The following is a 10,711-nucleotide window of genomic DNA, read 5'->3' as shown; positions in this document are numbered from 1 at the left end:
CACCGCCGTCCGGGACAGCTCATCGACTACCTGGTCATCACCTACCTGCAGCGCGGCGAGCCGGCGGCTCAGCACCAGGCCGGTCACCGCCCAGCCCGCGCACAGCGCCAGGGAGTACCCCGCCGCCATGCCCGTCACGGCCCAGCGGGCCGGCAGCAGGTGGGCGGCGGCCAGCGACAGTCCCGCGTTGAGGGCGACGATCACGAGGCCCAGCAGGAACGGGGTACGGGTGTCGGAGAGCGCGTAGAAGGCGCGGGACAGGACGTACTGGCCCGACAGGGCGACGAGTCCCGGCGCGAAGGCCATCAGGATCCCGGCCATGGCGGCCGTGTCGGCGGCGCTGGTCCTGCCGTAGCCGAAGACGAGGGCCATCACCGGCTGGGCGAGGGCGAACAGCGCGCAGGCGGCGGGTACGACGGCCGAGGCGCTGACGCGCAGGGCGTGGGAGACGTCGCGCCGCACGGCGGCGGTGTCCCCGTCGGCGGCGGCCGCGCTCATCCGGGGCATCAGCGCGGTCACCACGGAGACCGTGATGATGCCGTGCGGGACGACCCACAGGGCATAGGCGTTGTTGTACGCGCCGTATCCGGGGCCGCCGTCGAGGCCCGCGGTGGTGGCCAGCCGGGTGGTGACCCAGTAGGCGGCCTGGTTGGCCAGGACCAGCAGCACCAGCCAGCCGGCCGACCGCAGGGGGCGGGTCAGTCCGCTGCCGCGCCAGTCGAAGCGGGGCCGCCAGCGGAAGCGGGCCGCGCGCAGCGCGGGGACGAGGGCGAGTGCCTGGACGGCGATACCGGCGGTGGTGCCCCAGCCGAGCACGGCGGTCTCGGTCGCGGTGAGCGTGTCCCCGCGCCCCGTGGCCAGGGCCAGGTACAGACCGAAGACGGTCATGACGACGACGTTGTTCAGGACCGGCGCCCACATCATCGCGCCGAACCGGCCCCGCGCGTTGAGCACCTGCCCGAGCAGCGTGAACAGTCCGAGGAAGAAGATCTGGGGCAGGCAGTAGCGGGCGAACGCGGTGGTCATGGCCGCCTGCCCGCCGGTGTAGTCGGTGTACGCGCCGACGATCGCGGGAGCCGCCCACACCGCGGTCGCGGTGATCGCGAGCAGGGCGACGACGCAGACGGTGACGAGCCGGTCGGTGTACGCGGCGCCCCCGTCGTCGTGCTGCCTGGCGGCCTTGACCAGTTCGGGCACGAAGACGGCGTTCAGCGCGCCGCCGAGGAGCAGCATGTAGACGATGGTGGGCAGGGCGTTGCCGACCGCGTAGCCGTCGGCGGTCGGCCCGATGGTGCCCAGCGCCGCCGCGACCACGGCGGACCGGGCGAACCCGGTGGCCCGCGAGACGACGGATCCGGCGGCCATGACGGCACTGCCGCGTGCCGTGGAGGCCGCCTTCGCCGCCGCGCGGTCCGTGCCGGCGGGCATCGCCGGCGTCGTGCCGGCCGGCGGTGTCGTCTGCCTCATCGGCGGTTCAGGTAGGCCTGGAAGGCGCGGTGAAGCGCGTGGTTGGCGCTGCCGCCCAATGCCCTCTCCCATTCCCCCAGCGTCTCGACGACCTGTCCTCCGGTGCCGAGCTTCCACCGCAGCAGTCCGTACGCACGTTCCTCAGGATCGAGAGTGGAGGGTACCCCGCGCATGTCGTAGACGTCGGCGCCGAGGGCGTGGGCGTCCTGCAGCATCCGCCACTGAAGGGCGTTGGAGGGCCGCACCTCGCGGCGGTGGTCGGCCGAGGCGCCGGTCTGGTACCAGGCCCGGCGGCCCACCGTGATCATCGTGTGGGCGGCCAGGATCTCTCCTCGGTGGCGGGCGAGGTACAGCTTCATCCGGCCCGGTTCCTCGGCGTTGAGTGCCGCGTACTGACGCTCGTAGTAGGCGAGCGAGCGGCCGAGCCGGAACCCGTCGCGTCGCTCGGTGATGCCGAGCAGCCGGTAGAACTCGGGGAGTTCGGCCGCACTGCCCACCACCACCTCCACGCCCTCCTTCCGGGCCCGGCGCACGTTGCGGCGCCACTCCTGGTTGAGCCCGGCCCACAGGTCCTTGGTGGTGCGTCCGGCGAGCGGCACGTGGAAGACGTGCCGGGGCTGGGCGTCCCCGTCCCCGCCCCCGCCCCCGTTCCCGTTCCCGTTCCCGCCGGGACCGTCACCACCGCAGCGGTGCCAGCCCCGGGCCCGCAGCCGCTCGGCGACGGCGGTGCCGAGCGGGTCGACCTCACTGGCGAGGACGTCGCCCAGGCGCCGGCCCGGGCCGGTGAGCGGCTTGAGCAGGGCGGCGTCCCAGCGCCGGTAGGCGGGCGACGGGCCGATGCGCACGGCGAAGGCGCCCGCGCGGCGCAGGTGTTCGAGGAGCGGACCGAGCCAGTCGTCGACGTCGGGGTCGTTCCAGTCGGCGACGGGCCCCTCGGGGAGGTAGGCGAAGTACTTGCGGGTGCCGGGGAACTGCCGCAGCAGCACCAGGGCCACGCCCGTCAGTTCGCCCGCCTCCGGATCCGGCCCCCAGCCGAGCAGCTGGGCGCGCCAGCCCTCCTTGACGTCGGCCCAGGACGGGCACTGCAGGAAACCGGCGCCGAGGGACGCGCCGGCGGGGGACGCGAGGAAGGCGCGGTACGTCGTCGCGGTGATGGTGCGCAGGGCCACGCCCGGGTTCCGTGGCGGGGGCACGCGGCTGGGCGGCACGAGCAGCGCTGACACAGTCTGAGCCTCTCCTTCTCCCCGGGCCTGTCGCGGGGACGCACCGGATGCTCACAGCGGCCCATGACCGCTCCATACGGCGAATGTGACCGGACCATGACCGTTCCTCACCGATCACCGTCACCTTGCTCCATAGCGGCTGACCTCGGGTTTCACGGCTCTAGAGTCACGACATCGGCGAACCGTCCGCCCCGTTCCCGCCCTTCCCGGAGGTCTCGTTGCCCCGCATCCGTGCACTCGCCCCTGCCCGCGTCCGGGCCGCCGTCGTGGCCGCCCTGCTGGCGCCGCTCGCCGCCTGCTCGTCGGGCGCCTCCACCGGCGCCCCGGACGCCAAGGGGACGCCGGACACCGACGACCGCCCGGTCACGGTCACCGTGACGCCCGCCGGAGAGCAGGTCTCGGCGGGCGAGCCCGTGCGGGTCAGGGCCGCGGGCGGCAGACTCACCTCGGTGACCGTCTTTGACGCCGAGGGCCGCCGGCTCGCCGGCGAGGTCGCCGCCGACGGCCGGTCGTGGGTCTCCGACCGCAAGGCGGTGCCCGGCGCGGCGTACACGGTGACGGCGGCGACCCGGACCGAGGGCGGCACCGCCAGGAGCACCAGGACCGCCTTCACGACGGCTCCGGCGGACAAGGTCAACAAGGTCGACTGGCGGCCGGGCGCCGGCGCCACCGTCGGCGTCGCCCAGCCGGTCTCCCTGGTCTTCGACCATCCGGTCAGGAACCGGGCCGAGGTCGAGAAGCAGCTCAGGATCACCACCTCGAACGGCACCGAGGGCTCCTGGGGCTGGATACGCGACTGGTCGGGCGGGGACCGGGTGGACTGGCGGCCCAGGACGTACTGGAAGCCCGGGACCAAGGTCACGCTGAACGCCGAGCTGAACGGCACCGACTCGGGCGCGGACGGCGGCTGGTTCGTACGCGACTACACGACCGCCTTCACCATCGGCGCCCGGCAGATCGTCAAGGTCGACCTCGACAGCCACCGGCTCACCCTCGAACGCGACGGCGAGACGGTCCGGCGGATACCGGTCTCCGGCGGCACGCCCGGCGGTGACAAGCGCTCCTGGCGCGGAACCGCCGTGCTCATGGCCAAGGAGGGCACGATCAACATGAACTCCGAGACGGTCGGCCTGGGCGACGCCTACGACAAGATGGTCGACCACTCGATGCGGCTGACCTGGTCGGGCATGTACGCGCACGCCGCCCCGTGGAACGCCCGCCACTTCGGCCGGGCCAACCGGAGTTCCGGATGCATAGGGATGAGCGACGCGGACGCGGCCTGGTTCTACCGTCAGGTGCGCCCGGGGGACCCGTTCGAGATCGCCGGCAAGGACACCAAGGGCGTGGTCGCGCCCGGGAACGGCTTCGGCGCGTGGAACCTCTCGTGGGACCAGTGGCAGCGGCGGAGCGCGTTGCGCTGAGCAGCGGTCCGGGCTCCTGCGCGCCGGCCGCCTGATCCTCCCGGTGCCGGCAGCCGGCGTCCACGGGCGGTGGGACGCGCCGAGCCCACCGTGGTCCGCGCGAGCCTTCCGGTCGGTGGTTCCCGATGTCGTGCCGTCCGCACAGGTGTGGTCCCGGTGGCGGACGGGGCCTCAACGCCGCGCGTGGCGGATCCTCAGCCGTCCGAACCCCATGGCCCCGGAGATCCGGATCGTGGGCCCGCCGGCCGCGGAGCGCCGCGGGGGCTTGTAGCGCGTGTCCTTCCATCCGGTGCGCAGATCGTCGAAGTCGACGAGCGCGTCGCGAGGCACCGTGATCTTCGCCCTGCCGGTACCGAGTCGCAGCTCGATGTCGACCACCGGATGCCCGATGACCGCGCGGGACAGGTCGAGGTGCACCCGTCCGTATGCGGACTCGACCTTGAGCCTGCGAGGTACCCGCCATGCGCCTCGCCGCTTGATCCGTCCGCCGGCGGCGGCGATCGTGGACGCGGTGTCCGCCTTCGTCCGCGGGAGCGAGGCCAGAGCCGGCCCGAGCTCGCTGTGCGTCCTGGCGGTGAGGATCTGGTGGAGGCGTTCGTCCATCTCCTCGTGTGAGATGTGCCCTTCGGCGTACGCCTCCTGCAGGCGCTGCACGGCCGTGTCGCGGTCGTCTTCACCGACCGGCGAAGACAGGTCTTCCGGCAGAGAGGTCACCGTCTCACTCTAGAGCCGTGCCGCCCGTGCGGACACTCCAAGGCCCTGAGCGGGCACGGCACTTGACGGTACGGCCGGTTCGCCCGGCCGCGGGGCCCCGCTCGCCGGGCCGCCGGCGTGAGGATTCACACCAGTTCCGGTTGTGGCTCTGCCTGCTGTGCCGGTGCGGTGCTCGGTTCGCGCCGGGTGATGGTCCGTACGTAGCCGTGGACCACTGAGGCCATCGCCAGGATGAGCAGGGGGCCGTAGACCCACGGGTGGCCGGCCATCTCCGACGGCAGGTAGCGGTACGACAGCAGGAGCGCGACGAAGACGGTGGCGCCGTAGGCGACCAGTCGGGTCCCCGACCGGTCCCAGCCGCGGTCGTGCGAGCGCAGAGCCGCCTCGATGGTGAGCGCGAACACCACGCCGGCGATGAGATCCACGCCGTAGTGGTAGCCGAATCCCAGGGTCGCGGTGAGCGTGGCGACCAGCCAGAGCGTGCCCGCCCAGCGCAGTGTCCTCGGGCCCTTGCGGGAATGGACGAAGAGCGCGACAGCCCATGCCGTGTGCAGGCTGGGCATGCAGTTGCGGGGGGTGATCCCGTCGAACGGCATGGGGTGCGGGGTGCTGATCGGCGGCGGCGTGCCGGGCCACACGTCGGCGACCGCCCAGTGTGCGGTGGAGTGCGTTTCCGACCACAGGCTGACGTCCGCCCAGTGCTCGGTGCCGTTGCCGTAGGCGAAGATCGGTCCGACCACTGGGAAGATCATGTAGATGCCCGGGCCGAGCAGGCCGATCACCAGGAAGGTGCGCACCAGATGGTGGCGCGGGAAGCGGCGCTCGACCGCCACGCCGCGCAGTTGGTACAGCGCGATGACCACCGCGGCCACGGCGAGTTGACCGTAGACGAAGTCGAGGAAGTTGAAGCCGATTGAGCCGGTGGCCGTGACCACCCGGCCCACCAGCCACGACGGGTCGCCCAGCGCGTGATCGGCGGTCGCCACGTACTGGTCGAGCACCTCTGGGCGGGTCTTCGAGGTGATGAGCAGCCAGGTGTCTCCGGCCTTGCGGCCGGCCACCAGCAGCAGGGCCAGGCCGACGCCCTTCAGCAACAGGATTCGTTCCCGGCCGGTGCGGCGCGTGAGGGCGATGACCGCGCAGCCCAGGATCACCCACAACGCGCCGGTGCCGAACGGGTGTCCGCCGGTCGTCCCGACGCCGGCCACCCAGCGGACCAGCGAGAAGACGACGTCGAGGGCGACCGCGGCGGCAACCGCGATGAACCGTTGCCGCCAGGGCAGCACCACGAGCATCAGGGCCATGCTGGCGTACAGCAGCGGCCCCGACTTGGGCGCCAGTACGACCTCTCGCACCTGGTTGGTCAGCGGCCCCGACAGGCCGTGGCTGCGGGCGGCGATCTCCAGCGCGACGAGGAACCCGAGTGCCACCACACCCGCCACGGCCCAGAGTCTGGCCCGCGGTCGGCGCCACACGGAGACCGTGTCCCTGCCGTCTATTCGTGAACAAACCTGCGGTTTCATATGTCTCGATTTTTTGGTTGATTCGCGGCGATCAGTACAGAATTTCCTTACAGAGACCCCTTCCTCCTGAGGAGGAGCGACCTGTCGGGACTCCCGGCGAAGGAAGACGGAAAGATTACGGCCTGGGTTCCGGCCGGTGAACACCCCCGGCGCTTCGGCGGCGCTTTCGCCGCCGAACAGGCACTGGCCGAACTGCGTACGGTCGCGCGCGGCATCCTGCCGCCGGTGCTGGCCGACCGGGGGCTCGCCGGAGCGCTGTCCGGTCTCGCCGCGGCCTGCGCGGTGCCCTGCCGGATCGACGTGGAGGTACCCGAGCGGTGTGCCGCCTCCGTCGAGGCGACCGCCTACTTCGTGGTGGCCGAGGCCCTGACCAACATCGCCCGGCACAGCGGCGCCGCCCACGCCGCCGTCACGGTCGAAGGCCACGGCGACCGCCTCCACCTGTGCGTCGAGGACGACGGCCGGGGCGGCGCGGACCCGGACGGCGGCTCCGGGCTCACCGGCATCCGCCGCCGCGTCGCGGCACACGACGGCACTTTCTCCCTGGCCAGCCCGAGCGGCGGCCCCACAACCCTGAAGGTGGACCTTCCATGCGGATCGTGATAGCCGAGGACGACCCGTTGCTGCGCGAGGGGCTCGCCCTCCTGCTGCGCGCCGAGTCCCTCGACGTGGTGGCGACCGCGGGCACACCCGGGGAGGCGCTGGCCGCCATCGACGTGCACCGGCCGGACGTCGCCATCCTGGACGTACGGATGCCGCCGACCCACACCGACGAGGGGATCGTCGCGGCGGTCGAGGCCCGGCGCAGGCGGCCCGGCCTGCCCGTCCTCGTGCTGTCCGCGTACGTCGAGCAGAGCTTCGCCACCGAGCTGCTCGGCGGCGGGGTCGGCGGTCTCGGCTATCTGCTGAAGGAACGCGTCGGGCGGGTGGAGGAGTTCCTGGACGCGCTGCGGCGGGTGGCGGCCGGGGGCACCGCCATCGACCCCGAGGTCGTCGCGCAGCTCTTCACCCGCTCCCGTCAGGACACCCGGCTGGAACGGCTCAGTCCGCGCGAGCGGGACGTCCTCGCCCTGATGGCCGAGGGTCTGGGCAACACCGCCATCGCCGGCCGGCTCGTCGTCACCGAGGGCGCCGTCCACAAGCACATCCGCAGCATCTTCGCCAAGCTCGACCTGTCCCCCACCGACCAGCTGGACCGCCGGGTCGCCGCCGTCCTGCGCTATCTGGAGGACCTGCGCCGGCTGGCGTGAGGCTCCGGGCGGACGCCCGGGCGCCGGGGTCCCGCCGGACGCGGTCCGTCCGGCGGGACCCCGGGCCGGTGGCCACTGACCCTCAGGTCAGGTGAAGTTGACGTCGCTGCACAGGAAGTACGTCTGGTCCATGTGCGACGCCTGCCAGATCGTGTACACGACATGACGGCCGCTGAGGCCCGAGGTGCTCACGTCGATCGCGTAGTTCTGGCTGGGCGCGTACTCGCCGGTCCGGGCGACGAGTTGCAGGTCGCCCCAGGTCAACGGCTGGGTGGTGGGGTCGAAGCCCTGCCGGGTGACGTAGACCAGGAAGTAGTCGGCGCCGTGGCTGGCCTGGTCGTGCAGCTTCACGGTGAAGTTGCCGGCGACGTTCGTCGTCTTCCAGGCGCCCACGGCGTCCAGGGAGTTGTACCGGCCGCCCTCGGTCCGGCCGCCGCTGCACAGCTGGCCGTCGGGGACGACCGCCTGGAAGTTGCCGCCGGACTCGTTGCGGTACAGGCCGTTCCAGTTCCACATGGCGTTCGTGTTGTCCTGCCAGGCCTGCCAGCACATGGGGTCTTCCTGTGCCATGGCCGGGTTCTGGAAGTCGCTTCCCCAGCGGAGCCAGCAGCCGTAGTTGCGGGAGGCCGGGTCGACGACCGAACCGTGGGCGACGGCGGTGCCGCTCCACGGGATCAGGGTGAGCAGCACCGCGGTGAGCATGCTCAGGGCGAGGGTCAGCCGCGTACCGACCCTCATGTCGCGATCATGACAAGCCATGATCTCCCTCTTTCGAAGTGGGGGGATGTGGGGTGGGGACCGCGAGGTGTCACGGTGTGGGGTTGTGGGGCCCGGGGTTGATGCCCGGCGTTTGTGGTGCCCGGCGTTTGTGATGCCGGGGTTGTGATGCCCGGGGTCGTGATGCCCGGCGTTGTGGTGCCGGCATCGTGTGGGAGCGCTCCCGCAACGGTCAGGCTGCGCCCCGGGAAACAAAGCCGCAACAACCGATCGCGCCACTTTCAGGCCGCCCGTGGCGTGTTCGATGCGTTCGACAGGGTCGGTGCCCGGCACCCGTCCGGGGGACCCCGGCCGTGGAACTTCACAGGAACGCGAGGAGTTGACAGAAAGACGCGGAACGCACGCGGACAACCGGATACATGGGCTGAAGCCGAGGTGGCACGGATGGCGATGTGGGATCGGATCAAGGACCAGGCCAAGGGTCTGCAACAGGCGCAGGGGACGCGGGGCGCCGGCGCCGGCGGGCACGCGCGGCCGGGTGCGGGATCCGGCGGGGGATCGCGGGCCCAGCTGGTGAGCACGCTGAAGTCCCAGCTCACCTCCCTCAAGTCGGAGCTGAAGAGCGGCTCCTACCGGGACGCGAGCATGGCCATGTGCGCGCTGGTCGCCGCCGCGGACGGCCAGGTCGACCCGGCCGAGCGGCAGCACGTGGAGTCCTTGATGCTGCACAACGACGTCCTGCAGAACTTCCCGCCCGACCAGCTGCGCCAGCGCTTCAACAAGCACGTCGACCAGTTGGCGTTCAACTTCCAGCAGGGCAAGGCCGAGGCGCTGCAGGAGATCGCCAAGGCCGCGAAGAAGCCGACGGAGGCCAGAGCGGTCGTACAGACCGGCTTCGTGGTCGCGGGCGCGGACGGATACATCGCGCCGGCCGAGGAGCAGATCCTGCGTGAGGCCTGCTCCGTACTGGGCCTGTCGGCCCAGGAGTTCGGCCTCTGACGACGCGGCACACCGCCGGGGGCCGGGACCGGGACGAGCACGGCACTCCCCGCCCGTCCCGGACCCGGGCGCCGGCCGGGCATTTTTCGCCCTCCCGGCGCCCGGGGTGTCCAGGCGCCCCGGCGGTCCGGGTCACCCGAACTGGCCCGGCTGGTAGTCGCCTGCGGGCTGCCGGACCAGGACGTTCACGCGGTTGTACGCGTTGATGAGGGCGATGAGGGACACCAGAGCCGTGAGCTGGTCCTCGTCGTAGTGCTGGGCGGCGTTCGCCCAGGCCTCGTCGGTGACACCGCCGGCCGCGTCGGCGATCCGGGTGCCCTGCTCGGTCAGCTCCAGGGCGGCGCGCTCGGCCTCGGTGAACACCGTGGCCTCCCGCCAGGCCGCGACCAGGTGGAGCCGGGTGGGGGTCTCCCCGGCGTGCACGGCGTCCTTGGTGTGCATGTCGGTGCAGAAACCGCAGCCGTTGATCTGACTGGCGCGGATCTTCACGAGCTCCTGCGTGGCGGCCGGCAGCGCCGAGTCGGAGATCACCTTGCCCGCCGAGTTGAAGTGTTTCAGCAACTGGGCCGCGACCGGATTGCCGAAGAGGTCGAGACGAGCGTCCATGACGAACTCCTGTGTCGTTCGGGTGGTTACACCTCATTGACGAGGCGTCCCCGCCCGGTGTGACAGACCCGGACGTGACATGCGTCTCCCTGCCGGGTGCGCCCGTCACGGGCGTTCAGGCCGCGGCAGCGGCAATCCCCTCGCGCTGAGCACGCCTGACGCCTCATGACCCGGCGAGCCTGACCGCACGCCGGCCGGGAACCCGCTCCCGAGCCGCCCCGCTCCGGCTCAGCCGTAGAGCGCCACCCTCGGGTGGACCGTGCCCTTGGCGTCGGGGCTGACGGCGGTGACGCGGTAGCGCTCGGTGAGGGTCTCGCCGCCGTGCAGTGTGCGCAGGGCGGCGGTGAGGTCGGTGAACAGGGTGCCGGTCTGGCTGCCGGTCGGTACGGCCGTCCAGCAGCCGCCCGCGGTGCGCCGCTCGACCTTGATGTCCGACGGGCTCAGGAACGGTCCCGCGTCCGGTGACTCCACCAGGAGTTGCGGGGCGACCGTCTTCTCCGCCGAGGACTCGTTGCGGTAGGTGACCGTGATCTCCTGCTTCCCGCTGTCGGCCGACAGGGGGGTCGCGGGCAGGTCCACGAATCCGGTCGGGAGGGCGGGCGTTGGGGCGTCCGGTGCGGTGGACGCCGCGATGGACGACGCGGTGGAGGTCCGCTCGGTGGCCGCCGCGGCGGGTCCCGCCATGGCCAGTCCGGCCATTGTCACGGTGAGGGCCAGGAAAGCAATCCTGAGGCGACTGTTCTTCAACGACACGTTCGCTGCTCCTTGGGGTTCGCTCGGGTGGGATCCGG

General features: G+C 72.0%; 10 protein-coding genes and 1 pseudogene. 4 read left to right on the top strand and 7 right to left on the bottom strand.

Going from position 1 to position 10,711, the window contains the following annotated elements; genetic code table 11:
* Both murJ and ACWD0J_RS07400 read right to left on the bottom strand, forming a co-directional pair.
* Positions 1–1,428 (bottom strand): murein biosynthesis integral membrane protein MurJ (gene murJ / locus ACWD0J_RS07405; RefSeq protein WP_451494794.1); only part of this gene is annotated, 1,428 nt, incomplete at its 3' end.
* A gap of 35 nt (positions 1,429–1,463) precedes the next feature.
* Complete coding sequence (locus tag ACWD0J_RS07400; protein ID WP_451494793.1) at positions 1,464–2,690, bottom strand: lipid II:glycine glycyltransferase FemX; 1,227 nt, start codon at positions 2,688–2,690, stop codon at positions 1,464–1,466.
* A 218-nt stretch (positions 2,691–2,908) separates the two neighbouring features.
* Here ACWD0J_RS07400 and ACWD0J_RS07395 point away from each other — a divergent pair, with 218 nt between their 5' ends.
* Positions 2,909–4,111 (top strand): Ig-like domain-containing protein, encoded by a 1,203-nt coding sequence (locus tag ACWD0J_RS07395; protein ID WP_451494792.1) that lies wholly within the window; start codon positions 2,909–2,911, stop codon positions 4,109–4,111.
* A gap of 171 nt (positions 4,112–4,282) precedes the next feature.
* On the opposite strand, the gene ACWD0J_RS07390 is transcribed toward ACWD0J_RS07395, so the two are convergent.
* Together ACWD0J_RS07390 and ACWD0J_RS07385 are read right to left on the bottom strand one after the other, a co-directional pair.
* The gene (locus tag ACWD0J_RS07390) at positions 4,283–4,825 is read right to left on the bottom strand and encodes a DUF1707 SHOCT-like domain-containing protein (RefSeq protein ID WP_451494791.1); all 543 of its coding nucleotides are present in this window, start codon (positions 4,823–4,825) and stop codon (positions 4,283–4,285) included.
* A gap of 125 nt (positions 4,826–4,950) precedes the next feature.
* Positions 4,951–6,267, bottom strand: coding sequence for a phosphatase PAP2 family protein (locus ACWD0J_RS07385; protein ID WP_451494790.1), 1,317 nt, complete (start codon positions 6,265–6,267; stop codon positions 4,951–4,953).
* A 246-nt stretch (positions 6,268–6,513) separates the two neighbouring features.
* Here ACWD0J_RS07385 and ACWD0J_RS07380 point away from each other — a divergent pair.
* Both ACWD0J_RS07380 and ACWD0J_RS07375 read left to right on the top strand, forming a co-directional pair.
* Positions 6,514–6,951 (top strand): annotated as a pseudogene (locus ACWD0J_RS07380) (sensor histidine kinase); the annotation flags it as partial.
* Positions 6,939–7,598: a response regulator transcription factor gene (locus ACWD0J_RS07375; RefSeq protein WP_451494789.1), complete on the top strand. Its 660-nt coding sequence runs from the start codon at positions 6,939–6,941 to the stop codon at positions 7,596–7,598. The pseudogene ACWD0J_RS07380 and the gene ACWD0J_RS07375, both read left to right, overlap by 13 nt.
* A gap of 87 nt (positions 7,599–7,685) precedes the next feature.
* Here ACWD0J_RS07375 and ACWD0J_RS07370 read toward each other — a convergent pair whose 3' ends face one another.
* A complete protein-coding gene (locus ACWD0J_RS07370; protein ID WP_451494788.1) occupies positions 7,686–8,357 on the bottom strand; it encodes a lytic polysaccharide monooxygenase auxiliary activity family 9 protein in 672 nt (223 codons plus the stop codon).
* Between the two features lie 402 nt (positions 8,358–8,759).
* Here ACWD0J_RS07370 and ACWD0J_RS07365 point away from each other — a divergent pair, with 402 nt between their 5' ends.
* Positions 8,760–9,314, top strand: a complete 555-nt coding sequence (locus tag ACWD0J_RS07365) for a tellurite resistance TerB family protein (RefSeq protein WP_451494787.1) — start codon at positions 8,760–8,762, stop codon at positions 9,312–9,314.
* Positions 9,315–9,446: 132 nt separating this feature from the next.
* Here the strand turns inward: ACWD0J_RS07365 and ACWD0J_RS07360 are convergent, their stop codons facing one another.
* Both ACWD0J_RS07360 and ACWD0J_RS07355 read right to left on the bottom strand, forming a co-directional pair.
* Positions 9,447–9,920, bottom strand: coding sequence for a carboxymuconolactone decarboxylase family protein (locus ACWD0J_RS07360; protein ID WP_451494786.1), 474 nt, complete (start codon positions 9,918–9,920; stop codon positions 9,447–9,449).
* 228 nt (positions 9,921–10,148) lie between these two features.
* Positions 10,149–10,673, bottom strand: a complete 525-nt coding sequence (locus ACWD0J_RS07355; protein ID WP_451494785.1) for a signal peptide protein — start codon at positions 10,671–10,673, stop codon at positions 10,149–10,151.
* Positions 10,674–10,711 lie beyond the last annotated feature (38 nt).

The organism is Streptomyces sp. NPDC003011 (genome assembly GCF_053591515.1).
Note: the sequence above shows the minus strand (reverse complement) of the source record. Positions and strands in the feature narration are given on the sequence as shown.

What these genes read in the sequence shown, in the direction of transcription:
- ACWD0J_RS07375 (WP_451494789.1), top strand. Translation starts at nt 6,939, where the DNA reads ATGCGGATCGTGATAGCCGAGGACGACCCGTTGCTGCGCGAGGGGCTC.
- ACWD0J_RS07365 (WP_451494787.1), top strand. Translation starts at nt 8,760, where the DNA reads ATGGCGATGTGGGATCGGATCAAGGACCAGGCCAAGGGTCTGCAACAG.
- ACWD0J_RS07360 (WP_451494786.1), bottom strand. Translation starts at nt 9,920, where the DNA reads ATGGACGCTCGTCTCGACCTCTTCGGCAATCCGGTCGCGGCCCAGTTG.
- ACWD0J_RS07370 (WP_451494788.1), bottom strand. Translation starts at nt 8,357, where the DNA reads ATGGCTTGTCATGATCGCGACATGAGGGTCGGTACGCGGCTGACCCTC.